General features: G+C 62.4%; 26 protein-coding genes. 9 read left to right on the forward strand and 17 right to left on the reverse strand.

Features of this window, described 5'->3' with window-relative positions; all coding sequences use genetic code 11:
• The 3 genes from FCK22_RS15935 to FCK22_RS15945 form a co-directional block, all read right to left on the reverse strand.
• A partial coding sequence (locus FCK22_RS15935; RefSeq protein ID WP_169306102.1) for a transposase occupies nucleotides 1-181 on the reverse strand: 181 nt, incomplete at its 3' end.
• A 285-nt stretch (nucleotides 182-466) separates the two neighbouring features.
• Nucleotides 467-970 (reverse strand): hypothetical protein, encoded by a 504-nt coding sequence (locus FCK22_RS15940; protein WP_067268112.1) that lies wholly within the window; start codon nucleotides 968-970, stop codon nucleotides 467-469.
• 465 nt (nucleotides 971-1,435) lie between these two features.
• Complete coding sequence (locus FCK22_RS15945) at nucleotides 1,436-1,747, reverse strand: ETC complex I subunit (RefSeq protein WP_067268114.1); 312 nt, start codon at nucleotides 1,745-1,747, stop codon at nucleotides 1,436-1,438.
• Between the two features lie 141 nt (nucleotides 1,748-1,888).
• On the opposite strand from FCK22_RS15945, the gene FCK22_RS15950 reads away from it, so the two are divergent.
• Entirely contained in the window at nucleotides 1,889-2,173 is a 285-nt protein-coding gene (locus FCK22_RS15950) for an antifreeze protein (RefSeq protein WP_136720587.1), read from the forward strand.
• A gap of 87 nt (nucleotides 2,174-2,260) precedes the next feature.
• The gene (uvrB, locus tag FCK22_RS15955) at nucleotides 2,261-4,465 is read left to right on the forward strand and encodes an excinuclease ABC subunit UvrB (RefSeq protein ID WP_067268117.1); all 2,205 of its coding nucleotides are present in this window, start codon (nucleotides 2,261-2,263) and stop codon (nucleotides 4,463-4,465) included.
• 60 nt (nucleotides 4,466-4,525) lie between these two features.
• Here uvrB and FCK22_RS15960 read toward each other — a convergent pair whose 3' ends face one another.
• Together FCK22_RS15960 and FCK22_RS15965 are read right to left on the reverse strand one after the other, a co-directional pair.
• Nucleotides 4,526-4,795 carry a hypothetical protein gene (locus FCK22_RS15960; protein ID WP_067268119.1) on the reverse strand — a complete coding sequence of 90 codons (270 nt, stop codon included), beginning with the start codon at nucleotides 4,793-4,795 and terminating at the stop codon, nucleotides 4,526-4,528.
• A 233-nt stretch (nucleotides 4,796-5,028) separates the two neighbouring features.
• Nucleotides 5,029-5,385 (reverse strand): PRC-barrel domain-containing protein, encoded by a 357-nt coding sequence (locus FCK22_RS15965; protein ID WP_067268120.1) that lies wholly within the window; start codon nucleotides 5,383-5,385, stop codon nucleotides 5,029-5,031.
• A gap of 181 nt (nucleotides 5,386-5,566) precedes the next feature.
• Here FCK22_RS15965 and FCK22_RS15970 point away from each other — a divergent pair, with 181 nt between their 5' ends.
• The gene (locus tag FCK22_RS15970; protein WP_067268122.1) at nucleotides 5,567-5,752 is read left to right on the forward strand and encodes a PLDc N-terminal domain-containing protein; all 186 of its coding nucleotides are present in this window, start codon (nucleotides 5,567-5,569) and stop codon (nucleotides 5,750-5,752) included.
• A 128-nt stretch (nucleotides 5,753-5,880) separates the two neighbouring features.
• A complete protein-coding gene (locus FCK22_RS15975) occupies nucleotides 5,881-6,552 on the forward strand; it encodes a hypothetical protein (protein WP_136720588.1) in 672 nt (223 codons plus the stop codon).
• A gap of 59 nt (nucleotides 6,553-6,611) precedes the next feature.
• Here the strand turns inward: FCK22_RS15975 and FCK22_RS15980 are convergent, their stop codons facing one another.
• The 3 genes from FCK22_RS15980 to FCK22_RS15990 form a co-directional block, all read right to left on the reverse strand.
• On the reverse strand, nucleotides 6,612-8,900 hold the full coding sequence (locus FCK22_RS15980; RefSeq protein ID WP_067268125.1) for a glycosyl hydrolase family 28-related protein: 2,289 nt from the start codon (nucleotides 8,898-8,900) through the stop codon (nucleotides 6,612-6,614).
• Nucleotides 8,901-9,048: 148 nt separating this feature from the next.
• On the reverse strand, nucleotides 9,049-9,450 hold the full coding sequence (locus FCK22_RS15985) for a DUF4864 domain-containing protein (RefSeq protein ID WP_067268134.1): 402 nt from the start codon (nucleotides 9,448-9,450) through the stop codon (nucleotides 9,049-9,051).
• Nucleotides 9,451-9,523: 73 nt separating this feature from the next.
• Complete coding sequence (locus tag FCK22_RS15990) at nucleotides 9,524-11,104, reverse strand: lysine--tRNA ligase (protein ID WP_067268127.1); 1,581 nt, start codon at nucleotides 11,102-11,104, stop codon at nucleotides 9,524-9,526.
• Nucleotides 11,105-11,226: 122 nt separating this feature from the next.
• Here FCK22_RS15990 and FCK22_RS15995 point away from each other — a divergent pair, with 122 nt between their 5' ends.
• Nucleotides 11,227-11,649 carry a tellurite resistance TerB family protein gene (locus tag FCK22_RS15995; RefSeq protein ID WP_067268129.1) on the forward strand — a complete coding sequence of 141 codons (423 nt, stop codon included), beginning with the start codon at nucleotides 11,227-11,229 and terminating at the stop codon, nucleotides 11,647-11,649.
• Between the two features lie 7 nt (nucleotides 11,650-11,656).
• Here the strand turns inward: FCK22_RS15995 and dacB are convergent, their stop codons facing one another.
• Nucleotides 11,657-13,270 (reverse strand): D-alanyl-D-alanine carboxypeptidase/D-alanyl-D-alanine-endopeptidase, encoded by a 1,614-nt coding sequence (dacB, locus tag FCK22_RS16000; protein WP_231886448.1) that lies wholly within the window; start codon nucleotides 13,268-13,270, stop codon nucleotides 11,657-11,659.
• A 100-nt stretch (nucleotides 13,271-13,370) separates the two neighbouring features.
• Between dacB and FCK22_RS16005 the strand changes: the two genes are divergently transcribed.
• The gene (locus tag FCK22_RS16005) at nucleotides 13,371-14,204 is read left to right on the forward strand and encodes a DMT family transporter (protein WP_067268130.1); all 834 of its coding nucleotides are present in this window, start codon (nucleotides 13,371-13,373) and stop codon (nucleotides 14,202-14,204) included.
• Here FCK22_RS16005 and FCK22_RS16010 read toward each other — a convergent pair.
• From FCK22_RS16010 to FCK22_RS16020, 3 genes are all read right to left on the reverse strand, one after another.
• Complete coding sequence (locus FCK22_RS16010) at nucleotides 14,196-14,789, reverse strand: nicotinate-nucleotide adenylyltransferase (RefSeq protein ID WP_082852167.1); 594 nt, start codon at nucleotides 14,787-14,789, stop codon at nucleotides 14,196-14,198. The two genes, FCK22_RS16005 and FCK22_RS16010, sit on opposite strands and share 9 nt — an antisense overlap.
• A gap of 82 nt (nucleotides 14,790-14,871) precedes the next feature.
• Nucleotides 14,872-16,419, reverse strand: coding sequence for an alanine/glycine:cation symporter family protein (locus FCK22_RS16015; protein WP_067268132.1), 1,548 nt, complete (start codon nucleotides 16,417-16,419; stop codon nucleotides 14,872-14,874).
• Nucleotides 16,420-16,430: 11 nt separating this feature from the next.
• Nucleotides 16,431-16,868, reverse strand: coding sequence for a universal stress protein (locus tag FCK22_RS16020; RefSeq protein ID WP_067265219.1), 438 nt, complete (start codon nucleotides 16,866-16,868; stop codon nucleotides 16,431-16,433).
• A 353-nt stretch (nucleotides 16,869-17,221) separates the two neighbouring features.
• On the opposite strand from FCK22_RS16020, the gene ettA reads away from it, so the two are divergent.
• On the forward strand, nucleotides 17,222-18,877 hold the full coding sequence (gene ettA, locus FCK22_RS16025) for an energy-dependent translational throttle protein EttA (protein ID WP_067265222.1): 1,656 nt from the start codon (nucleotides 17,222-17,224) through the stop codon (nucleotides 18,875-18,877).
• A gap of 288 nt (nucleotides 18,878-19,165) precedes the next feature.
• Here ettA and FCK22_RS16030 read toward each other — a convergent pair whose 3' ends face one another.
• Complete coding sequence (locus tag FCK22_RS16030) at nucleotides 19,166-20,143, reverse strand: response regulator (RefSeq protein WP_231886370.1); 978 nt, start codon at nucleotides 20,141-20,143, stop codon at nucleotides 19,166-19,168.
• A gap of 374 nt (nucleotides 20,144-20,517) precedes the next feature.
• Here FCK22_RS16030 and FCK22_RS16035 point away from each other — a divergent pair, with 374 nt between their 5' ends.
• Together FCK22_RS16035 and FCK22_RS16040 are read left to right on the forward strand one after the other, a co-directional pair.
• On the forward strand, nucleotides 20,518-20,724 hold the full coding sequence (locus FCK22_RS16035; RefSeq protein WP_067265226.1) for a cold-shock protein: 207 nt from the start codon (nucleotides 20,518-20,520) through the stop codon (nucleotides 20,722-20,724).
• Between the two features lie 142 nt (nucleotides 20,725-20,866).
• On the forward strand, nucleotides 20,867-21,418 hold the full coding sequence (locus tag FCK22_RS16040; RefSeq protein ID WP_067265327.1) for a L,D-transpeptidase: 552 nt from the start codon (nucleotides 20,867-20,869) through the stop codon (nucleotides 21,416-21,418).
• 243 nt (nucleotides 21,419-21,661) lie between these two features.
• Here the strand turns inward: FCK22_RS16040 and FCK22_RS16045 are convergent, their stop codons facing one another.
• The 4 genes from FCK22_RS16045 to FCK22_RS16060 are packed head-to-tail and all read right to left on the reverse strand — an operon-like array spanning nucleotide 21,662 to nucleotide 25,154.
• Entirely contained in the window at nucleotides 21,662-22,642 is a 981-nt protein-coding gene (locus FCK22_RS16045; protein ID WP_067265228.1) for an ABC transporter substrate-binding protein, read from the reverse strand.
• Between the two features lie 27 nt (nucleotides 22,643-22,669).
• Nucleotides 22,670-23,509 (reverse strand): ABC transporter permease, encoded by an 840-nt coding sequence (locus FCK22_RS16050; RefSeq protein WP_067265231.1) that lies wholly within the window; start codon nucleotides 23,507-23,509, stop codon nucleotides 22,670-22,672.
• Nucleotides 23,509-24,369, reverse strand: coding sequence for an ABC transporter permease (locus FCK22_RS16055; protein WP_197470916.1), 861 nt, complete (start codon nucleotides 24,367-24,369; stop codon nucleotides 23,509-23,511). The genes FCK22_RS16050 and FCK22_RS16055 overlap by 1 nt, the downstream gene beginning before the upstream one ends.
• The gene (locus FCK22_RS16060; protein WP_067265237.1) at nucleotides 24,369-25,154 is read right to left on the reverse strand and encodes an ABC transporter ATP-binding protein; all 786 of its coding nucleotides are present in this window, start codon (nucleotides 25,152-25,154) and stop codon (nucleotides 24,369-24,371) included. Before FCK22_RS16060 ends, FCK22_RS16055 begins: the two co-directional genes overlap by 1 nt.
• Between the last annotated feature and the right edge of the window lie 42 nt (nucleotides 25,155-25,196).

A 25,196-nucleotide genomic window follows, 5' to 3' on the forward strand; every position in this document is an offset into this window, starting at 1 on the left:
AATACAGGCTGTCAGAGATACCCTCGCGGCGACATAACGCCGAGATGCTTTCCTCCCCGCGCAATCCGGCCAAAACAATGCGGATCTTCTCCTCCGCCGAGTAGGTCTGGCGGGTCTTGCGGCGGATGTTTTTGACCAGCTTGTCAGCTGCGTCTTTCGATGTTCCGGGCTTCTTGTTCATCTTCGCTCCTTAAAGGCTACGATGAACCAGAAACCCTCCGTTGTTCAGATCCTCAAATCTGTCCCAAAGGTGCTGACGTCAGACAGAGAAAGGTGCTGACCTATTAGCTCGGGACAGAGCGGTCCGTTTGAAGGCGATTCAGAGTTTCGATGCGCTGCGCCAGTATCAATGTCCGGTTCAGTGAAGCAGCGTTGTAGGTGGATGACACGACGAACGGCAGGAATGGGCCGGCCTAGGCGATCGCACCCCCAGTTGCGAAATTGGCTTCGGGCGGTTGGCATGTCGCTAGCTATGCGCCTCCGCCAGATGCCATGCCTCTCGATAAGGATTGAGCCAACCAAGGGGGCGGCCAATCTCTAGTCCCATCTTGCTGTAGTCAGGCAAAAAGCGTCTCATATTGCTATCGTTGCGCTGTTGCCCGCGCTTTCCAGGTGTCGCGAGCCAAAGAGCGTGAGACTCCTTCACGGCGGCGGCGACCTCCGCACTCGGCACGATGAAACAATTTGGTGGGTCGACCAGCGAGCTCCCGAAGTCGAGGAAGGCATAAAGCAGGTTTTCAGACACAATGTCTTCATGCTTCTTGCCCATGTGCCAGCCGCCATCGCTGCCTTTGTCAACGCGCGTCTTGACCTGAATTGCACATAGCTTCTCTCCAATGTCATCGGTGACAATGAGGTCCGCGTTTGGGACCCCGACTGGAGCCAGTGCGGCAATCAAGCCGCGCCGCAGAAACTGACACATGACGTAGTGCTCACCGGCTGCGCCCAGAAGCATAGTTGCGGAAGGCATAAGAAAACTCCCCCGGGTGTTCTACTCGGCACATTCCTTCAGCCCACGGCCAACCGCAAGACATGGGCATGGCTTACGGAAAGGTGGCAGGCTTTGAATGACCGCTTTGGCTGGCCGCGTTGCAGCACCCAGACCTTGTCTGAAGGTCGGCTTCGGGCCGTTCGCGTCGGCGATGCGACTCCCAAAACCTAGGCAGATTCTTTAGCCCCAAACAGCATATTGGGAACAAGTTGGCAAAACGAGACTTAAAAAATCTTAGCGCTTATATGACATCTGTTTTCGCCCCTACACCAGTCGGCCAATGGCTTGGCATAGGTCATCACTGAATTTTAGCGCCTAAGAACCTGACCAATCGCAGAATGCGACCCGCTAGATATCGACGCCGCCAGACGCCGCCATACCATATGTGGAGCACGGGAAAAACTTAGCCTCCCATGGGAAAATCTTAGGTATGTCTTCACACCCTCAGTGCGTCCACGCCCCACGGCGACCGGTCGCGAAATTCTCGCCATAGCCGCCGGGGCGGACGTTGGGCTTGCGCTTGTTGGGCAGTTGCACCTGCGCGTCGATGCCATGATCGCGGGCGTATTCTTCGGCGGCTTCGCGGGTGTCGAACTGCAAGCGCACTTGGCTTTGCGTATCATCTGACGACGTCCAACCCATCAGCGGATCGACCCTGCGCGCTTCCGCGGGCGAAAACTCAAGCAGCCAGACACGGGTCTTGGCCGTGCCGGAGGACATCGCTGTACGGGCGGGTTGGTAGATACGTGCGCGCATTTCGGGACTCTCGCTTCAATAACCTCGGGCTTTATCTAATATTCCGTGCCAAGGGGCAAGGGAATGCAGGCCCGCGCAAATAAACCCTACCATGCTGCGCTGCAGAGACTACATCAAGATCACCCCATTGGAGTGTTCCATATGACCCCCTTCGCCCTCTTCGCCCTACAAAGCCAGATCGCCGCCCTTGCGGTGGAAACCCAGATCGTGATGTCGCTGCGCCTCTTGGGCATGGCAGGCGCGCTGCCCGCCCGCCCCGGTGAGAACAACCGCATGGTGGCCGAGAAAGGCCCGGCCATGGTCAAAGTCTTCACCGCCGGGACGCAGGCCATGATGCTGGGCAAACGCCCCGATCAGATTATCGACGCCTCGCTCGCCCCTCTGGCCCGCAAGGTGCGACAGAATCGCAAACGGTTAATGAAGTAGCGGCAAAAGCGCCCTTCGCGGCCCCCTGCCCCTTGAACCCCGCGTGAAAGAGGGCACCTATGGGAAGCTTGACGAAGGATACCCGCGATGCCCTATGCCCATTCCGACAAGACCGAGGGGATGCCGATGCTGGCAAACCCCGCCCCAGACGTGCGCAACCGCCCCAAGCTGGAGGGCGGCCATAAGTTCAAACTGGTCACCGAATTCGACCCGGCGGGCGACCAGCCCACGGCGATCAAGGAACTGACCGAAGGGGTGAACTCGGGCGAACGCGATCAGGTGCTTCTGGGCGCCACCGGGACAGGCAAGACCTTCACCATGGCCAAGGTCATCGAAGAGACGCAGCGCCCCGCCATCATCCTCGCCCCCAACAAGACGCTGGCGGCGCAGCTTTACGGCGAGTTCAAGGGCTTCTTCCCCGACAACGCGGTGGAATATTTCGTCTCCTACTACGACTATTACCAGCCCGAGGCCTATGTCGCGCGCTCCGACACCTTCATCGAGAAGGAAAGCCAGATCAACGAGCAGATCGACCGGATGCGCCACTCCGCCACCCGCGCGCTTTTGGAGCGTGACGACGTGATCATCGTGGCCTCGGTCTCCTGCATCTACGGCATCGGCAGCGTCGAGACCTATGGCGCGATGACCCAAGACCTGAAAGCGGGCAGCATGTACGACCAGCGCAAGGTCATCGCCGATCTGGTCGCCCAGCAGTACAAGCGCAACGACGCGGCTTTCCAGCGCGGCTCTTTCCGGGTGCGCGGCGACAGTCTGGAAATCTTCCCCGCCCACCTCGACGACCGCGCATGGCGGCTGTCCTTCTTCGGCGAGGAGTTGGAAAGCATCACCGAGTTCGACCCGCTCACAGGTGAGAAGACCGACACCTTCGAGCAAATCCGCGTCTACGCCAACAGCCACTACGTGACCCCGAAACCGACGATGCAGCAGGCCATTCAGGGCATCAAGAAAGAGCTGCGCACCCGGCTTGACCAGCTCGTCGCCGACGGCAAGCTGCTGGAGGCGCAGCGGCTGGAGCAGCGCACCAATTTCGATATCGAGATGCTGGAGGCCACCGGCGTCTGCAACGGGATCGAGAACTACTCGCGCTATCTGACGGGGCGCGCCCCGGGCGAGCCGCCCCCCACCCTCTTCGAGTTCATCCCCGACAACGCCATCGTCTTCGCCGACGAAAGCCACGTCTCGGTGCCGCAGATCGGCGGCATGTACAAGGGCGACTACCGCCGCAAGTTCACGCTGGCCGAACACGGCTTCCGCCTGCCGTCCTGCATGGACAACCGACCCCTCAAGTTCGAGGAGTGGGACGCCATGCGCCCGCAGTCGGTCTTCGTCTCCGCCACCCCGGCGGCATGGGAAATCGAGCAATCGGGCGGCGTCTTCACCGAACAGGTCATCCGCCCCACCGGCCTTTTGGACCCCAAGGTCGAGATCCGTCCCGTGGAGATGCAGGTCGACGACCTGCTTGATGAGGTGCGCAAAGTGGCCGCCGACGGTTACCGCACACTCTGCACCGTGCTGACCAAGCGCATGGCCGAGGACCTTACCGAATACATGCACGAACAGGGCATCCGCGTGCGCTACATGCACTCGGACATCGACACGATCGAGCGGATCGAGATCCTGCGCGACCTGCGCCTCGGCGCCTTCGACGTGCTGATCGGGATCAACCTGCTGCGTGAGGGGCTCGACATTCCCGAATGTGGGTTGGTCGCCATCCTCGACGCCGACAAGGAGGGTTTCCTGCGTTCGGAAACCTCGCTGATCCAGACCATCGGCCGTGCCGCGCGGAACGCCGAAGGCCGCGTCATCATGTACGCCGACCGCATCACCGGCTCGATGGAGCGCGCCATGGGCGAGACCGAGCGCCGCCGCGCCAAGCAGATCGCCTATAACGAGGAACACGGCATCACCCCCGCCACGGTGAAAAAGAACGTCGAAGACATCCTCGCCGGACTCTACAAGGGCGACGTAGACATGAACCGCGTCACCGCCAAGGTCGACAAGCCGATGGCGGGCGGCAACCTGCAAGCCGTGCTCGACGGGCTGCGCGCCGATATGCGCAAGGCCGCCGAAAACCTCGAGTTCGAAGAGGCCGCGCGCCTGCGTGACGAGGTCAAGCGGTTGGAGGCCGTGGACCTTGCCGTCGCTGACGACCCGATGGCGCGCCAGCAGGCAGTCGACCGCGCCGTCGATGCCGCGCAGCAAGCCTCGGGCCGCAGCACCTCAGGCCGCGGCGGAATGCGCGGCGGCAATGTAAAACGCCGGAAACGCTAAAGAAAAAGGGCCGCCCTACTCGGGGCGGCCCTTACACAATCCTGCACCAAAACGCCGCAGCTACCGTCGCAGTGCCGCCACCAAGGCCAACACCAGCGCAGCACCGATCGCAGCGATGACCAGCAGCAACAGCAAGCCTCCCGCGGCCACCACCGTCACGCCCAGCGCGGCAAGGATGAAGGGCAGCGCCACGGCGCCGACGACCCCTAGAACAAGGTAAAGAATACGGTTCCGCCCCGCCACGGCCCCGGCAATGGCCCCGGCGGCAAGCCCGACCACCACGAGCGCGATCAGCGCCACCGCGCCAAGCGTATCAAGAAAGGCTTCCATCGAAGGGTTCTCCTAAATCAAATGAAGGGTACAAATGGCACGCCGCATGCCCCAAGGGTCAGCAGCAGGCCGAGAGCGATCATTCGGCGCATCGGGGATTCCTTTCCAATCACGGCCAAACCAGCCGCACTTTCATCAGACCCGATCCGCTGCGCAAAAACAATGGGCTGCGCAGACTATCGCCGCAGCGAAAGGGAGGCGTCATCGCCTCCCTTAACCATTTGGAGCGCCTATCAAATCCAGTAATAAGGCACGCCGTAGTGATCGAACGTCCGCTCTTGCCACGCGCGGTCGCTGTGCCACTGCTCGGTCCGTTCCGGCGCGCCTTTGACCGTTGCCTCGTCGATGTTGGTCATGAAACCATCGCGGGACGGGTCGTAGTTCAACGCGTTCCACGGCACCGGATAATGCTCTTCCCCGAGCCCCAGAAAGCCGCCGAAGCCCATCACGGCATAGGCGACCTTGCCGGATTTCTTGTCGATCATCAGGTGGTCGATATGGCCGATTTCGGTCCCATCCGCGCCGAAAACGGCGGTGCCGTTCACGTTGTCCGAAGAAACCAGCGATGCGGGTGCTGTCGTGTCAGTCATGGCTTGTTCCTCTCATGATTTCTGTACCAACAAAACCCAAGGCAGGCGGCGCCGGTTCCCGCAATACGGGCAGACTGGCGGGGATCGGCTCAGCGCCCGCGCGGCGCGGTCCGGGAACAATTGGGCGCGCCCTTGGGTTGATCACTCAATAGAAACGCACGCATTCGAGAGGGATCAAACAATGGAATATGGACTTTTAGGGCTCATCATCCTCATCGCCGACATCTACGCCATCTATCAGGTCGTTACCTCCAGCGCCTCGGGCGCGGCCAAGATCGCATGGGTCTTAGGCATCATCATCCTGCCGGTGCTGGGCTTCATCGTCTGGCTCATTGCAGGCCCCCGCGGCAACAAGGCCCACGTCTAAGCCCACGTCGGGCGACCCTGACATTGCAACTGCGAAACCCGGTGCCCTCGGCGCCGGGTTTTCACGTTCCTCCCGGCAAGCAACGATTTGTTAACCGCTATTAACCAAGATCGCAGCAGGAGCCTGCCATGCGATCTGCCCTTTGCCTTACCCTGCTGGCCTGCCAGTTCAGCCCCACCACCGCCCACGCCGGGCCGTGGCTGCGCGAGGAAGGCACGACCTTCATCTCAAGCTCCTTCTCGGCGACTTACTTCTACGACCTCTCCCAAAGCACCTATATCGAATACGGGCTGCGCGAGCGGCTCACCCTCGGCTTCGACCTCAACACCGCGCAAAGCCGTTTTGGCTTGCAAAGCGGCCATGCCACCGTCTTCCTGCGCTTCCCCTTGGGAGAGCCGAGCGAGACGGGCCGCTGGGCTTACGACATCGGCGCCGGGGCAAGCTGGTCGGGGGACTTCATATCCCCCCACCTCAGGGCCGGGCTGTCTTGGGGCCGCGGCTTCACCTTGGGCGAACGGAACGGCTGGATGACCGTCGATACCTCCGCAAGATGGGAGTTCGGCTTTTCCCAAGAGGTCATTAAGATCGACAGCACCGCCGGGCTCGACTTCACCCCCGTGACCACCGGAATGGCGCAGGTCTTTCTCACCTACACCGGGGGGGAGACCTATGCCAAATTCGCCCCCTCCATCGTCCTGTCGCCCAGCTTCACCAAATACCGCCTGCAATTGGGCAGCGAAATCCCCTTCGACGCGCCTGAGAATTCGGCCCTTACCCTCAGCCTCTGGCGGGAGTTCTAAAGCAATTGGCCCCGCCGATCTCCGGCAGGGCCACTTCACAGCTCAGCGCAGCGCCACGGTTAGCGGTTGTCCATCCGCACCATGACAGAGACCTTGCCCTTCACCGGCGTTGGCCAAACCACATGCAACTGATCCCGGTCCGGCCCTTCGGCGTGTTTCACATAAGGCATGTCGAACTGCGCCACGTTGTTGCCGTTGCGGATCGCCCCATGGGCCACCACCGCATCGCTGTTGAGCGCTTGCCCCTCGAACGGCAGGTGACCAGCGGTATCGATCACCCAAGTCTCTGACGGGGTCGATTGCGTGAACTCGATCTCGGCCATATTCTCAACCTGCGTGGTCACCGCATGGAAGGAATTGCCTTTCATCACCACGTTCTTGCACCGCGACAGGTCAAGATCGGCAAAGGTCGTATCCACCCGCTCGGCCCGGTCGATGCTGCCGTTAAGGCTCCGGAACCGGTTGCCGGTGATGGTCACCCCACTCAGGAAATGCCCCGCACCATGCGGTTTCACCACGATATAGCTGAACCACGGCGCCACCTCCCCGGACAGAAAGATATTGTCGCTGATGCTGAGCGCGCTGAACGAATAGCCCGTGGTGAAGGCCGGGGTCGGGTCCTGCTCATTCGTCCATTCGATAAAGCAATTGTCGACGTAATTCCCGGTCACCACCGCGCTGGTATGGGCCGAAGCAAGGATCAGCCCCGCCGAGCGCACACCGTTGTCGACCGCATCCCCTTGAAAAAAGTGATTGCCCGTCACGATGCTGTTGCCCCCCGCCAGCAGCGCGAAATGGCGGAATTTGGTGGCGCGGCAGTCGCGCAGCTTCACGTCGTTGGCGTTGGTGTTAAGCGCGATGGAGGTCCGGTTCGGCACCGTCAGCGCATCCTCTGCCGACAGGAACTGACAGCGGTCAATCAACATGCCCTGACAGCCCCCGCCGATCGAGGTGACGCCACGGTCTTTCGGGCGGCTGACAAAACAGTCCCGCAGGTGAAAGATCAGCCCCGAGGGCGCGAGGTTGATCGCGCTGCACCGGTTGTTGCACTGGAACTCGATATCATCGAGCACGAATTTCGACAGCGAGGCGAAGCCGCTGAAATCCACCATGTATTGGAACTTGCGGAAGGTGAAATTCTGCGTCCCCTCCGCGTCGTAAAGCGGCGCGTTGAGCGTGATCTCCTGCGTGGCAACATTCTTGGACCGCACATAGATCTCGCGCCCCACCCCGGCCCCTTCGACCAGCGCGCCCACCGGCACATTGGCGATATTGGTCACATTGGTCAGCTTGCGCGCGTCCGAGGCCGCGTAGCGCGCCTGCGACGTCACCACCACCGTGTCCCAAGCGCTGCTTGACGCGGCCTCAAGCTGGCCGTTGCGGATCACCCGGCGGGTGGCATAGCTGGTCTTGTCCGGCACCGCGGCCTGCATGTCCAGCGGACTGGTGACGGTGATCTTGCGCCCGCCCATGTCGAGCGAATCGTGGTCGGCGTTGTTCAGAAGCGCCTGAAACGCCTTGAGGAAAGCCCTGCGCTCGTCTTCGAAGGCCTCGATGTAATTGGGCAGATCGAAGTTGCGGCGCAGCAGCAGGACAGCGCTGTCGGGCATGGTCACATGGCCCTCGAATTTGACCGGCGTGTCAAAGCTCACATCCCCGTTCAGCAGGTAGTTCCCCGCAGGCACCAGCACCGTGCGCCCCGCCGCGGCGGCATTTGCCGCCTCGAAGGCCGCGGTATCGTCGCTCACCCCGTTGCCCACGGCACCAAAGTCGCGCACATCGACCTGCGCCAGCATGTCCCGCAGGAAGACCGAGGTGACATCCTCAATCACGATATCATCGATGCGCACCACACCGCCCGTCGGCCCGGTCAGGTCCAACCCGAAATGCCCATAGACCGCCCCGGTGCCCCAGACCATATCGACCCCGCCGCGGTCGCCGCTGCCGATGATCGCGCTGACCTCGACCACCTCGCCATAGGCCGTCAGCGTGACCGACGGCCCGGCCTCCGTCACGCCGCTCACCCGGCCCCCGCCCGCCTGCGCCGGATAGCCCGCGATCCGCACCGTCGGCAGGTTGCCACTCACCGCCTTCACCCGCGCCGTGACCCGCAGATAGCAGCCCGGCAACAGCGTCGTCTGGCCCATGTAGCGCAGCTTCTGCGTGGCTTGCGTCTTCAGCAGTTCCAACGCCCCGCCAAAATCCTGATCCGCGGGGACAAAGGCGGCATTGGCCGCGTTCTCATAGGTGTCCGACCCCGGCGTGCCATCGCCGCTCGACCAGACATCCAGCCCCGCCGCAAAGGGGGTGGGCATCAACACCACGCCATCGGTAATCGCCTTGTTCATCGCTTTTCCTTTCCCCGGTCCGCACCTCCCACCGGGGCGCGCCGCTCAACTGCTCAGGCTCGGCGAGGGCCGAACCGCGAGGTCAGGGAAGTATCAACGATGTGTTAACCCGCATTTGCCCCGCCGCGCGGGGGCGGCGCAACAATGGTCAAACATTGGCCCCCGGCGCGTCGAGGATTTGCACCGCGCCGATGCGCCAGCCCGCCTCCGTCCGCTCCATCAGATAGCCCAACAGATGCGTGAACCCCTGAGGATCAACCACCTGCACCACCTGATAAAAACGTGCCCCATCCGCGCGCCGGTCGAGGAACCGCACCTCCGCCGGGTTCTGCACCATCGGGTAGCCATTGCTCACCATGCTGCGAAAGTTCTCAGGGGTCTGGAAATAGCGCTGCAAATTCGGCGTGGCGAATTCTAATGCGGCGGCGAAATCATTCGCGCGAAAAGCGTCGAACTGGCGGTTGATCGTCTCTTCGATCTCGGCCTGCTGCGCCATCGCGCCAAAGCTCAGGAGGGCCGATAGCACCAGCCCTCCGAAGAACGTGAACATCCCTTTGCGCATTGCCTTTCCCCCTTTGCCCTTGCTGAATGATCTAAGTCACGCAAGGGCAGAGGCAAAAGTTTCACGCGCCGGTCAGCTTGCCCGCCAGCGCATCGTCGATCAGCGCGACGGTCTCTTCCACGCCGTAAAGCGCGATGAAGCCGCCAAACCGCGGCCCCTGATCGGCACCCAGCAGCACTTGGTACAGCGCCTTGAACCAGTCTCGCAGCGGGTCGAAACGCTCCTTGCCGACGGCAAAGACCATGCTTTGCAGCGCCTCGGCATCCAGCCCGCCGTCCCAGACCTTGAGCCGGTCGCGCAGGTCTTCCAGCGCCTCGCGCTCCAGCTCGGTGGGCGCGCGGAACACCTTCGTGGGCTTCACGAAGTCGTTGAAATAGCGCACCGCGTGGCCCGCCGCCGCATCCATGCCGGGGTTGGTCTCGGGCGTCGCCTCAGGCGCATAGCGCTGGATGAAGCCCCAAAGCTGCGACTTGTCCTCGGCGCTCGACACGGAGGCGAGGTTCAAGAGCATCGAGAAGGGCACCACCATGTCCGACTTCGGCACATCGCCGCCGTGGATGTGCCAGACGGGGTTATTCAGCCGCGCCTTCACGTCCTGCGTCTCATAGGCGCGCAGCTGCTGGTGGTATTCGTCGACCGCCTTGGGGATCACGTCGAAATACATGCGCTTGGCCGTCTTGGGCTTGAGGAACATGAAATACGACAGGCTCTCCGTGCTGGCATAGGTCAGCCACTGGTCGATTGAGATGCCGTTGCCGGAAGACTTGGAGATCTTCTGCCCGTTCTCGTCGAGGAACAGCTCATAGCTGAAATGCTCGGGCTTCTTGCCGCCGAGGATCTCGCAGATGCGGTCGTAGATCGCGGTGTTGGTGGCGTGTTCCTTGCCATACATCTCGAAATCCACGTCGAGCGCGGCCCAGCGGGCACCGAAATCGGGCTTCCACTGCAACTTCACATTGCCACCGGTGACCGGCAGGGTCATCTCGTTGCCGTCCTCGTCGTCGAAGGTGATCGTGCCGTCCTTGGCGTTGACCTCCTTCATCGGCACATACATCACGCGCCCCGTTTCGGGGTGGATCGGCAGGAAGATCGAATAGGTCTGCGCGCGCTCTTCGCGCAGGGACTTCAGCATCACCGCCATGATCTCGTCGTACTTCTCGCAGGCGCGCAGCAGCACCTCGTCGAACTGGCCCGAGCGGTAGAATTCGCGCGCGGAATAGAACTCGTACTCGAAGCCGAAGGTGTCGAGGAAGCGGCGCAGCATGGCGTTGTTGTGATGGCCAAAGCTCTCATGCGTGCCGAAAGGGTCCGGCACGGAGGTCAGCGGCTTGTGCATATGCTCGGCCAGCATCTCTTGCTGCGGCACGTTGCCCGGCACCTTGCGCATACCGTCGAGGTCGTCCGAGAAACACACCAGCTTGGTCGGGATGTCGCTGATCTCTTCAAAGGCGCGCTTGATCATCGTGGTGCGCAGCACTTCGCCGAAGGTGCCGATATGCGGCAAGCCCGAGGGGCCATAGCCCGTCTCGAACAGGACGTAACCCTTCTCCGGCGGCTTCTTGGCATAGCGTTTGAGCACCCGGCGCGCTTCTTCAAAGGGCCATGCTTTGCTGCTGAGTGCCGCGTCTCGGGTCTCGGACATGTCAGATCATCCATCTTTTGGCGTCCCTGCGCCCAATGCGCACGGGGTCGCCCGTTCCTATTGCTTCACTCCCTGAGGGTCAATATTCTGCACCGCAACATACCTGTGCAAAGGATACCGCGATGCCCGACACATCTTCCCTCTCGCTCAGCGCCCAAGACAGCCTTGTCGCGCTGATGATCGCGGTCTCGGCCTCGGATGAGGACATCCGCACCGCCGAACTGGTCAAAATCGAATCCGCGCTGAACCTGCTGCCGGTCTTCTCGGGCTATGACAATGATCGCGTCTCGACGATTGGCAAAACGGTTTTCGACCTGTTCGAACAGGAGGACGGATTGGATGCCCTCTTTGGCCTGATCCGCGAGGCCCTGCCGGAGCGTTTGCATGAAACGGCCTATGCGCTGGCCTGCGACGTGGCCGCCGCCGATGGCACGCTGGACGAGGCCGAGCTGCGCCTGCTCGAAGAAATCCGCTATGAGCTTAACATCGACCGGCTCCACGCCGCCGCGATCGAACGCGGCGCGCGGGCGCGGCACCTGACCTGAGCGCGGGTTAGGACTCTTCCAGCGCGACTTCCGGCTCGGCCCCGACCTCGGCTTCGGCATCAGGGTCGGGCGCCGCTGGCGTGTCGGGCGCGGCTTCGCCCTCCGGCTCGGGCTTCACGGCGACGTTATACAACAGGCCCCACCGCTCCAGCAGCCCGCGTTGCACACGTTTGGCCCGCGCGTTCCAAGCCCGCGCCCCCGGCGGACGCTCTCGCTCGGCCCGACTGATCTTGGCCCGTTCCTCGATATTCGCGGTCAGGATCGCAAAGGCCAGCACCCGGTCCTCGGGCGTGGTCAGGAACCCGGCCAGCGCCGAGACGAAGTTCAGCGTGCCGGTCTTCGCGTCGATCTCAATCGGGTTGTCGCGCTCAGGGCGGCCCCGATCATCGCGCAGATAGACCGGTTTCAAGATCGGCCGCAGCCCGGTGCCATGAATGCGCGCCAGCCCCCCGGCCATGTCATGCACGGTCATCTTGCTGTCGTCGCCAAGCCCCGAATGGTCAATCATCGCCGGGCTTTCCATGCCCAGTTCCTCAATCGCCCATTTGTTCATCTCGGCGGCAGAGGCCCGCAGGCTCGGCACCGTACCCAACCGTTTGGCGCTGGCAGCCATGCCGACCATCTCGGCGGTGAGGTTGGTGGAGTATTTCAGCATGTCCTTGAGGATCGGCCGCAGCTTGGTGCTGCGGTGGGTAACGAGGGTCTCGCCCTCTGGCAGCGTCTCGATCAGCTCTGCATCGCCCAGTTTGATGCCATGGCTGCGGGCGATGGTGGCAAATATGTCGCCTGCATAGACACCGGGCCGCCGGATCGGCAGCCAACGCGCCCCGCCCGAACCCAAGGCCCCTTTCGCAACCGTCCAGACATCGCGCTCAGGCCGGTTTTCGTAGGTATAGACCGGCCCGCTGCGGTCCACGACTTCCATCGTGGCGACGCGCACGGCGGGGGCATAGCGCGCCGCGCGGCCCTCCATCGTCACGTCATAGCCGTCGCCACTGCGCTTCCACTCGAAATGCACGCGGTTGTAGTTCAGCGCGATGCCTGAGACGCCGGGGTTGTAGCCGACATGGTCAGGCTGTTCGGGGTCAATCGCAAAGGTCGCGGGCAGGGCGCCCTCATAGACCTTGAAACCGCCCTTCACGCCGATGATGCCCGCCTCTTTCAGGTCTTCGGCCATCTGCCCCAGATTGTCGCTGTCGAGGGTCGGATCCCCCCCACCGACGAGGATCAGATCGCCCTGCACCTCACCATCGACGACACCGCCGGTCGCCAAAAGGCGCGTCTCGAACACATGATCCGGCCCCAGTTGATCCAGCGCATAAAGCGCGGTGATCGCCTTGATGCTGCTGGCGGGCGGGATGCCATCGGTGGCGTTGGACGCCTCCAGCCAGATGCCGGTGTCGACATCGACCACGGCAAAGGCCACCGTGCCGGTGATCCCGCTGTCGGCGATGATCTCGGACACATTGGGAATGGCCTGTTTATACAGGTCGGCATCGCGCCCCACGGGGCGCAACGAAGTGGTCGGCGGCTCGGCCCAAGCAGAGGCCGCCGCCAGTGCAGCGGCAGCCGTCCCAAGGAAAATGCGGCGTGTGAAACGTCGTGAAAAACTCTGGCTCATGGGCTTGATATAAACCCCAAGCGGCGTTCGGCCACAACCGGTCTGACAAGGGTGGAGCTTTCGCGGTTGCACAAAACCGCCGACCTGCTAACCCAACGTCATGCAACGCGCTATTCCGATCATGTTCATCGCCATGTCACTGATCCCCGCAGGGGACAGCGCGGGTAAAATCCTGACCTCTGGCATGGGGGTTGCGCCGGTCTTCGTGGCATGGTCGCGCTTTGCCATCGGGGCGCTGATGGTGCTGCCGTTCCTGCCCCGTGGCACATGGGGGCTGATGCGCGATTGGCGGCTCTGGCTGCGGGCCGGCACCTTGGCCTTGGGGATCACCTGCATTCAAACCGCGCTCAGGACCGAGGCGATTGCCAATGTCTTTGCCGCCTTCTTTATCGGGCCGATGATCAGCTACCTGCTGGCCGCGATCTTTCTGCGCGAGCGCATCAGCCTGCTGCGCAGCGCGTTGATCCTCATGGGTTTTTGCGGCGTGCTGCTGGTGGTGCGCCCGGGGCTGGGCGGTGGCACGGGCGGGCCGGGGCTCCTTTTTGCCGTGGCCGCGGGGCTGTTCTACGGCGTCTTTCTCACCATGTCGCGCTGGCTGTCTGACCTCGCCCCGCCCCTTGCGCTGACTTTCACCCAACTGGCGATGAGCGCGGTGATGCTGCTGCCTTTGGGGTTGATGAACCTGCCCGAAGCCACCCTGCCCGTCGCGGGGCTGGCCACCGCGAGCGCGCTGTTTTCGATGCTGGGCAATCTGCTGCTGCTCTATGCCTACCGCCGGGCGCCTGCCACGCGGCTGGCGCCGTTGGTCTATTTCCAACTGATCGCGGCGGTGCTGCTGGGGTTGTTTCTGTTCAGCACCCTGCCCGATGCGCTGACTTGGGCGGGGCTTGCGGTGATCATCACCGCGGGCATCACCTCGGCCCGGCTACGCTGAGCGCCAGCCCCCCGCCGCGCGCAATGCGGTGGAAGAGACATCGACCATCGGCACATTCACGAAACACCAAGCCGGCGCCGTGGCCCGGCCCAGCAACTGGCTGTTTCGTCCTGCAATCCGGTAGGGCGCATAAAGCGCCGCCGCCCGGCTCATCCGGGCCGAGATGCGCTGCCCGGGCCGCGCCAGCACGCCCACCGGCACCGTCTCCATGATCTGCCGCCAGTCTTGCCAGAGGTGGAACTGCGCAAGGTTATCGGCCCCCATCAGCCAGACGAACCGCACCCCGGGATAGTGCCGCCGCAGCGCCGCCAGCGTCTGTGCGGTGTAGCGCGTGCCAAGCTGCGCCTCGATATCCGTGATCTCGACCTTGGGGTGATCCATCACCACCCGCGCCCGCGCCATGCGCTGCGCCATGGGCGCCGGGCCATGCTCTTTCAACGGGTTGCCGGGGCTCAGCAGCCACCAGACCCGATCCAGCCCAAAGCGTTTCAAGGCCTCGCGGGTGATATGCGCATGCCCCTCATGCGCCGGGTCAAAGGACCCGCCCAACAGGCCGACGACCTGCCCTTTGGTGGCGAATGGCATGGTATTGCGCAAGAAAATGGCCCCCGATCCGAAATCAGGGGCCAAAGGAGGGGCATTGCAGCCCTTTGTCAATGCGAAGCCCTTACTTGTGCTTCACGATCTCGCCCGAGCGCAGCCGCGCGACATAGCTGTTCAGCTCCCGCTTCACGATCGGCATCAGGAAGTAGAGCGCGATGATGTTCACGATCGCCATGGAGAAGAGCATCGCATCGCTGAAGTCGATCACCGGCCCAAGGCTCGCCGCCGCGCCGATCACGATGAAGAGGCAGAAGATCACCTTAAAGGTCAGCTCCTTCGCCGCCCCCTCGCCAAAGAGATAGGTCCATGCCTTGAGCCCGTAGTAGGACCAGCTGATCATGGTCGAGAAGGCAAAGAGCACCACCGCCACCATCAAGAGCACCGGGAACCACGAGAAGGCCCGCGCATAGGCCGCCGAGGTCAGTGCCACGCCACTCACGTCGCCCTCAGTCGCGATCCGGCCCGCCTCGGCGTTCCAGATGTAGAGACCGGTTTCCGGGTCTTGGTTGAGCACGCCGCTGATCACGATGACTAGTGCGGTCATGGTGCAGATCACCACCGTGTCGATGAAGGGCTCCAAAAGGGCCACGTAACCTTCGGTCACCGGCTCCTTGGTGCGCACCGCCGAGTGGGCGATGGCCGCCGAACCGATGCCCGCCTCGTTGGAAAACGCCGCGCGGCGGAAACCCTGGATCAGCGCGCCGGTAAAGCCGCCGACCACGCCAAGGCCGGTGAAGGCGCCCATGAAGATCTGCCCGAAGGCCCAGCCGATCATATCCCAGTTGATAATCAGGATCAGGATCGAGACCAGCACATAGAAGATGCCCATGAAAGGCACGATCTTTTCAGTCACCCGCGCGATGGATTTCAGACCGCCCGCGATCACCGCAAAGGTCACGCCCGCAAGGACCACCCCGGTGATCCAGCCCGGATAGTCCCCCAAGACACCCGCAAGCTGGGCATGGGCTTGGTTGGCTTGGAACATATTGCCGCCGCCAAGCGCGCCGAGGATGGTGAAGATCGAGAACAGCACCGCCATGAAGCCCCCCAGCGGCAGGCCCCGCTCGGAGAAGCCTTTGACGATGTAATACATCGGCCCGCCCGAGACATGGCCGTCGGGGAATTCATTGCGGTACTTCACACCAAGCGTACATTCGGTGAACTTGGTCGCCATGCCGAACAGACCCGCGATCACCATCCAGAAGGTCGCCCCCGGACCGCCGATGCTGACCGCCACCGCGACGCCCGCGATATTGCCCAGACCCACGGTGCCCGACAGCGCCGTCGCCAGCGCCTGAAAGTGGCTCACCTCGCCCGCGTCGTCGGGATCGGAGTAATCCCCCTTCACAAGCTGGATCGAATGCCAGAACCCTTTGAGCTGGATGGCCCCAAAATAGACGGTGAAGACCACGGCCCCTACGACGAGCCACAGCGCGATCCAAGAGAAATTCGTCCCCGGCAGCGGGGCAAAGATGAATGACACATACCAGCCGGTGTAATCGGCAAAGATCTGGTTGATACGTTGGTCGATGCCCGCAGCCTCTTGCGCGGCGGCAAGGCCCGGCAGCAATGACGCAAAGGCCGCCATCGCAAAGGTCAGTAACTTGTACATGGCGTTTCCTTTCAGGGAATGATCGTGACCGGCACGCTGGAGCCCGCGACCAACCGGCCCGTCACTCCACCAAAGAGCCGCTTGAGGCCCCGCTCACCAACCCGCCCGACGACGATCTGAACCGCGCCGCGCTTCTTGGCCACCGCTTCGAGGATATCGGCCACGTCGCCATGCCGCACGAGTCCCTCGACCTCGACACCGGCGGCCTTTGCCTCGGCCACGGCAGGGTCGAGCACCACGTCATGGGCGCGCTGCAACTCCTGTTCGCGCCGCTTGTGGCGCTGCTCGTTCTCTTCCTTGGTCTGAAAGGTGAAAGGCGACCATTCGATCACAAAGCAAACGGTGATCGAACAATCCCCGATCTGTTTGGCCTGTGACTGGGCAAACGCCAAGGCTCGCGCGCCGGCCTCCGACCCGTCCAGACCCACAACGATGGTGGATTTTGTCATGAGTATTTCCCTGTTGTTGCGCTGAAACCGGCGCACCGCGAACGGCGAGAACCGCCTTCAACCTCCCTACTCTGCGGTAGGCGGTTTTTACCGTCCAACCGCAGATTGAATAAATTCTAGCGCGAAAACGGCAGAAAAGTCGACCGGATTTCACCGATCGACTACGCGGATCGCCTGCCAAACCCTTGCAAAACCATCCAATAGCCTGCCCAGCCATGCCGCCTGCGCGCGCCACGGGCGCGCCACGCAAACCGCCGCCAGGCAAGGTGCCTGCGCGGTACAGAGTGTTTGATATTGCCCCGCCCGGGCGATATTGGACTGCAAACCCCAAAACGCGTTGCAAGGATTCTCCAATGGCCGCCTATCAATACGTCTATCACATGTCCGGCGTCTCCAAGACCTATCCCGGGGGCAAGAAGACATTCGAAAACATCCACCTGAACTTCCTCCCCGGCGTGAAGATCGGTGTCGTCGGCGTCAACGGCGCGGGTAAATCCACCCTGCTCAAGATCATGGCCGGGCTCGACAAGGATTTCTCGGGCGAGGCATGGGCCGCCGAGGGCGCCAAGGTCGGCTACCTCCCGCAGGAGCCGAAGCTCGACCCCGAAAAAACCGTCCGCGAAAACGTGATGGAGGGCGTGGCCGAGAAGAAGGCCATCCTCGACCGTTACAACGAATTGGCGATGAACTACTCAGATGAGACCGCCGAGGAGATGGCCAAGCTGCAAGACGACATCGACGCGCAGAACCTCTGGGACCTCGACAGCCAGATCGACGTCTCGATGGAAGCGCTGCGCTGCCCGCCAGACGACGCGATGCCGGAAAACCTCTCGGGCGGTGAGGCGCGCCGCGTGGCGCTCTGCAAGCTGCTTCTCGAAGCGCCCGACATGCTGCTGCTCGATGAACCGACCAACCACCTCGACGCCGAGACCATCGCTTGGCTGCAGCAGCACCTGATCGACTATAAGGGCACCATCCTCTGCGTGACCCACGACCGCTACTTCCTCGACGACATCACCGGCTGGATCCTCGAACTCGACCGCGGCCGCGGCATTCCTTACGAGGGCAACTACTCCGACTGGCTGGAGCAGAAGGCCAAGCGGCTGGCCCAGGAAGCCCGCGAAGACAAGTCCAAGCAGAAGACGCTGGAGCGCGAACTCGAATGGATGCGTCAGGGTGCCAAGGCGCGTCAGGCGAAATCCAAGGCCCGTATCGCGGCCTATAACGAGATGGCAGAACAGTCCGAGCGCGAAAAGCTTTCCCGCGCCCAGATCGTCATCCCTAACGGTCCGCGCCTCGGTAACAAGGTGATCGAGGTCGAGGGCCTGAAGAAGCACATGGGCGATAAGCAGTTGATCGACGGGCTCGACTTCTCGCTGCCGCCGGGTGGCATCGTTGGTGTGATCGGCCCCAACGGCGCGGGTAAATCCACGCTCTTCAAGATGCTGACCGGGCACGAGAAACCCGACGAGGGCAGCATCGAATACGGCGACACGGTTGAGTTGTCCTACGTCGACCAGAGCCGGGACGACCTGAACCCCGAAGACACTGTCTGGCAGGCGATCTCCGGCGGGGCGGAGCTGATCAAGCTCGGCGATGCCGAGGTGAACTCCCGCGCCTATTGCTCGTCCTTCAACTTCAAGGGCGGCGACCAGCAAAAGAAAGTGGGCTTGTTGTCGGGCGGTGAGCGCAACCGCGTGCATATGGCGCGGCTGCTGAAAGAGGGCGGCAACGTGCTGCTCTTGGACGAACCGACCAACGACCTGGACGTGGAGACGCTGCGGGCGCTCGAAGACGCGTTGGTGGATTTCGCGGGCTGCGCCGTGGTCATCTCGCACGACCGTTTCTTCCTCGACCGGATTTGTACTCATATTCTGGCGTTTGAGGGCGAAGCGCATGTGGAATGGTTCGAAGGCAACTTCGAGGACTACGAAGAAGACAAGAAGCGCCGTCTGGGTGCCGATGCGCTGGAGCCGAAGCGCCTGAAGCACAAGAAGTTCGCGCGGTAAGGATTGCGACTTAGCAATTTGGAGGGCGTCGGATTTCCGGCGCCCTTTTTTCTTTGCGCGACGCCGCAACAGCCCCGCCCGGTGGCACGCCGGGCATCGCCCTCCCTCCCCCCGGAGGGCGATTTAGCGACGCTACAACAGCTTGCCAGACCTCCACATCTTGCAGCGCCCTGCCAAACAGCGCGGTAGCGGATCGCCCCCCAGGGAGGGCGATGCCCTTACGCTTACCTTTAACGCAAAAACCCGCCCGCAATGCGGACGGGTCTATCCCCTCAAAGGCTCCAGCCCTCAGCGTTCGTCGTCGATCGCCGTTTCCAGCTGGGCAAAGAGGTTATCCTCATCATGCCGCACCAGACCGTGCAGTGGATCCCAGCTTTGCAGATATTCGCGCAGCTTATTGCTTGCCGACAGACCCGACCAAAGGCGCTGTTCGGTCACCGAATGCACCTGCAAGGACGGGGCCAGCCCGCCGTTCATGCCCTTGCCGTCCCAGTTCTTCTCCAGATGCTCGCGCATCCGTTCGGCCATAGAGGCCGTGTTCAACCGTGCGCGGCTCATCACCACGCCGATGAAACGCCCGCTGCCCGCATAGGCCAGATGAAAACGCATGCCCTCCAGCGAATGCACCGAAGCGCGGGCCACCTGCTCCATCTGGCGGCGGAAGGCCGGCGCCTTGACCGCGCGATAGATGCCGCGCGCCCCCTCGACCGAGATCGAAAACAGGCTCATCGAGAAACAGCCGCTTGGCAGGCGCAGCAGGTAATTCTCAAGCGCGGAGACGTTGCTACAGGCCGAGACATCGAGATCGAAATCCTCGTCAAAGCGGATCTGCATCATCTGCGTCAACTCGGCCAGCGTATGCTGCGCCTCGCGCTCGCGCAGCAGAGACGCGTTGAGCATGCTGGCGGCATTGATCCGCGCGCTGAGTTCGACACCATCCAACGGTTTACAAAGGAAATCCGTGGCACCCGCGTCAAAGGCCCGCTGCATCATCGCAGGCTCTTTGCTGGCGGTGATCATGATGATCGGCACGGCGCGGTAAAAGGGCACATCGCGGATCATCTCGCACAGGCTGATCCCGTTGATGCCCGGCATCATGATATCAAGCAGGAAGGAATCGAAGGGCCGGTTCGACTCCTGCATGATCTCCAGCGCTTCTTCCGAGCTTTCGCAGCAAGTCAGCTCGTAATTGTCATTCTCGGTCAGGCAACCTGTGAGCAGATCAAGGATGACCGGGTCATCGTCTACGGCAAGGATACGCATCATGTCTCGTTACTCCACATGGGGGGCGCTGGCAGGCGCACTTAGGGCTTTCTGGCAAAAAACCATCTGCGCCGGGCAGTAATGAGACCGGTTTGCGGCAAACTCGGGACGGTGCGATTTGGCGTGTTTCCCGCAAAACATGGGGTTCACGAAACTTCGTGGCGGGAATTTGCCGAAAACCACGCGGCGAAGCGCGCCCAAACCCGCCAAAATGCGATGCCCCTTGAACGAATCCCCCCCGAGTGCAATATAGACGGTGCAGACGTTATCTTTTTCGACCCACTGTCTCCCTCATACGGCGCTCAGTCTATCGATCCAGACCAACCACGCCGGGCCATCGCACCAACGCGGATGGCATCAATATGGAGACTACGGATATGGCCACTGGCACCGTAAAATGGTTCAACACAACTAAAGGCTTCGGCTTCATCGCACCCGACGGCGGCAGCAAAGACGTTTTCGTGCACATTTCCGCTGTTGAGCGCGCTGGCCTGACCGGCCTGGCCGACAACCAGAAAGTGACCTTCGACATCGAAGCTGGCCGTGACGGCCGTGAATCCGCGACCAACCTCGCGCTGGCCTAAGGCCCGGGGGCTTCGGCCTTGATGCAAGAATTCGAACCGACCTGCTGACACCGGCAGGTCGGTTTTTTTTGTGTCGAGCCTTGCTAAAATAGCCTCTCATGGCAAAATGCGGGGAAACCGCATTATTTTGATGGAGCCTGCCATGCGCCGCCGTACCTTTTTGACCAGCACCGTGGCCGCAGCCGCCCTTCCCCTGATGGCGCAGGCCCGCACCGCCGCCTATGACCCTGCCCCGCAGATGGTCCCGGTCAAGGCGCAATATGCGCCCGGGCAATTGCTGATCCTGCCGCGGAGCCATTACCTCTATTTCGTGACGTCGCCGGGCCAAGCGATGCGCTATGGCGTGGGCGTCGGCAAAGCGGGGCTGGAGTTCACCGGCACCGCGACCATCGACGTGAAAAAGGAATGGCCCACATGGCGGCCAACCAATGAGATGATCGAACGCGATCCGCAAGCCTACAAACGTTTCATCGGCAACACCGACGCCCAGCCCGGCGGCCCCGGCAACCCCTTGGGCGCGCGGGCGCTCTACCTGTTCCAGAACGGGCGGGACACCTATTTCCGCATCCACGGCACAACGCAGCCGAACTCCATCGGGCGGTCCGTGTCGAACGGCTGTATCCGGATGCTGAACGAGCATGTGATCGACCTCTACCAGCGGGTGCCGATTGGGACGAAGGTCACGGTGCTCTAAGGCCCCTTTCGACAACACCCGGCCCGGAATCAAGCCGCAGGCACCGGGCCAACGCCTGCCCGCCCGGACGGGTAGGCGATTTAGTGAGTTCGGGTGCGCCATTGCGAAGGCGCATCACGGCTGAACCATAAAGTGGCACGAGGCTCCGTCGGATCGCCGACCCGCGTGCAGGCGCTGGCCCTTCCCACCAAGAAAAAGGGCCAGCGCAGCGCCGGCCCCTTCCCTCATCATAGACGCCAAAGCTTACTGGAGCGCCTTGTCCGTAATCTCATGGGTCCAAGCACCCTCAGGCGCCTTGGTGATCATGCCACCTTCCATGGTGATCGCCGCACTGCGATCAAAGGCCGCCTCGTCCAGCCGCCCGTCGCTGCCCTCGGTCAGCTTGGCGATCTCGCCCATCATGCGGGTCTGGTGCTTTTCGGTCTGGGCGCCGGTCTGGTCATTTTCCAGCACGATCTCGGCGGCTTCCTCGACATTCTCCTCGGCGTATTTCCAGCCTTTCATGGAGGCCCGGACGAACCGCGCCAGCTTGTCGACCATCTCGGGGTCTTCGAGGTTCTCCTCGGTGGTATAAAGGCCGTCCTCCAGCGTGGAGATGCCTTCGTCCTCATATTTGAAGACCACCAGATCCTCGGGCGTCAGCCCTGCGTCGATCACCTGCCAATATTCGTTGTAGGTCATGGTGGTGGCGCATTCGACCTGCTTTTGCAGCAGGGGATCGACGTTGAAGTTGATCTTCTGGATCGTCACCCCACCGTCGGAGCCATCGGTCGGATAGCCCAGCTTGCCCATCCAACTCATCAGCGGGATCTCGTTGCCGAAGAACCATGTGCCCAGCGTGTGGCCGGGGAAATCCTCGGGGCTTTCGATGCCATGTTCCTTAAGGCAGGTGAGCATCAGGCCGGATTTCGCGAAGGGCTGTGCGATGTTGACGATGGGCGCGCCCTTCTCCCGCGCGGCCAGCGCCGAGGGCAGCCAGTCCACCATCACGTCGGCCCCGCCGCCCAAGAGCACTTGCACCGGCGCGATGTCCGGCCCGCCGGGCTTGATCGTGACGTCGAGCCCCTCTTCTTCGTAGAAACCCTTGTCCTTGGCCACATAGTAGCCCGCGAACTGGGCCTGCGTGACCCATTTGAGCTGTAGCGTCAGGTCGTCGGCGGCCTGCGCCACGCCCCCCCAGAGGCCCAAGGCCGCCCCGGCGGCGATCTTCGTGATGCTTTTCATTTTTATCTCCCTGTTGGTTGGTCGTCTCTAGTTCCTTTGGCTGGGGTGCCAGAAGGTCACCCGTCCTTCGATAAGGGCCATGATACCATAGAACGCCGATCCGGCTATTGCCGCGACAACAATCTCGGCCCAGACCAGATCAAGCGCAAGCTGACCCACCGAGGTGGAGATGCGAAAGCCCATCCCCAGCACCGGAGAGCCGAAGAATTCAGCAACGATGGCGCCAATGAGGGCAAGGGTGGTGCCGATCTTCAACCCGTTGAAGACAAAGGGCATCGCCGCCGGCAGCCGCAGCTTCACAAGCGTGCGCCAATAGCCCGCCGCATAGGTGCGCATCAGGTCGCGCTGCATCGCGTCGCTGGCCTGCAGCCCCTGCACCGTGTTCACCAGCATTGGGAAGAACACCATGACCACGACAATCGCCGCCTTGGACTGCCAGCCGAAGCCGAACCACATCACCATGATCGGCGCCATCCCGATGATCGGCAGCGCGGCGACGAAGTTGCCCACCGGCAAAAGGCCGCGTTGCAAGAACGGAAAGCGGTCAATCGCCAGCGCCGTCAGGAAAGCCGCGCCGCAGCCGATGATATAGCCGCTCAGCGCCCCCTTGATGACGGTCTGCACGAAGTCGATCCACAGGATATCGAGCGACGTGGCCATGCGCGCCGCGATGACCGAGGGCGCAGGCAGCAGCACTTGGTTAATCTCGAACCCGCGCACCACGCCCTCCCAAACGGCAATCAGCGTGATGCCAAAGACCAGCGGTGCCGCTAGTGACGCGCCCCGCGAGGGCCGCTGCCGCGCCAGCCAGACGTTGAGCGACAGGCCCGCGACCCATGCGACGATGGCAAAAACAACCCAGCCCATCACGCCATCCCCATCCGTTTCAAGGTCAGCCGCTGCACCAGCCCGATAAGCCCCACCATGGCCGCCGCAAGGGCTGCCGCCATCAGAAGCGCGCTCCAGATCTGCACGGTCTGGCCGTAGTAGCTGCCCGCCAGCAAGCGCGCGCCAAGGCCCGCGACAGCCCCCGTCGGCATCTCGCCCACGATCGCACCCACCAGCGAGGCCGCGACCCCCACCTTCAGCGAGGTGAAGAAATAAGGCATCGAGGACGGCAGCCGCAGTTTCCAGAAGGTCTGCCAGCCGCTCGCGTTCCATGTCCGCATCTGGTCAAGCTGCATCTGGTCGGGGCTGCGCAGCCCCTTCACCATGCCCACGACCACCGGGAAGAACGACAGATACATGCTGATGATCGCCTTGGGCAGCAGGCCCGAAAGGCCCACGGCATTCAGCACCACGATGATCATCGGCGCGATGGCGAGGATCGGAATCGTTTGGCTGGCGATCACCCAAGGCATCACGCTCATGTCCATCGTGCGGTTGAACACGATGCCGACGGCGAGAAGCGTGCCAAGCGCGGTGCCCATGACGAAGCCCAGAAAGGTCGCGCTGAAGGTAACCCACGTGTGGTAGATCAGCGAGCGTTTCGAGGTGACCTTTTTCTCCACCGTGGTCTTCCACAGTTCCGCGCCGACCTGATGCGGCGCCGGCAGTTTCGGTTTCTCCTGCGACCAGGTGTCGGCCACCAATTCCGAGAATGTCAGCGTCTTGTCGGCCCGTGCCGCGACATCCCGCGCCCATTGCGCGTTGAGCGCGACAGCCGCGCCATACCAGATGACGATCAACAGACCCACGACCGTGAGAACGGGGATAATGTTACGCATCAATCGTCCCCATGCCCGGCGCGCAGCCCCTCGCGCACGCGGTGCGCGATCTCGAGGAATTCCGGCGTCTCGCGAATCTCCAAAGGCCGTTCGCGCGGCAGCGGGCTTTCGATCACGTCGGCGATCCGTCCCGGGCGCGGGCTCATCACCACGATCTTGGTGCTGAGATACACCGCCTCGGGGATCGAATGGGTGACGAAGGCAATGGTCTTTTCGGTCCGCGCCCAGAGCTTCAAGAGCTGCTCGTTGAGGTGGTCGCGCACGATCTCGTCCAGCGCGCCGAAAGGTTCGTCCATCAGCAGGATGTCGGCATCGAAGGACAGCGCCCGCGCGATGGAGGCACGCTGCTGCATCCCGCCCGAAAGCTGCCAGGGAAACTTCTTCTCGAACCCCGAAAGCTCCACAAGGTCGAGCACCCGTTTCACCCGCTGATCCTGCTCGGCCCGGGGCACGCCCATGATCTCCAGCGGCAGACGGATGTTGCCGCCGATGGTGCGCCATGGGTAAAGCCCTGCCGCCTGAAAGACGTAACCATAGGCCCGCGATTTACGCGCTTCCTCGGGCGAGACACCGTTGATGGTCACGCTGCCGCCCGTGGGCTGCTCGAGGTCGGCCATGACCCTCAGAAAGGTCGTCTTGCCGCAGCCCGAGGGGCCGATGAAACTGACGAAATCTCCCTTGTGGATCTCGAGGTTCACGTCTTTCAACGCGTGGACCGGCCCGTCATTGGTTTGAAAGGTCAGGTCAAGATTGCTGGCGCTGATCACGCTCTGGCTGTCATTCACGTATTTTACTTCCCTGTTGGTCGGCCGCTTTTAGCGCGGCAC

This window comes from Sulfitobacter sp. 15WGC, from assembly GCF_005068605.1.
Taxonomy (GTDB): domain Bacteria; phylum Pseudomonadota; class Alphaproteobacteria; order Rhodobacterales; family Rhodobacteraceae; genus Sulfitobacter; species Sulfitobacter faviae.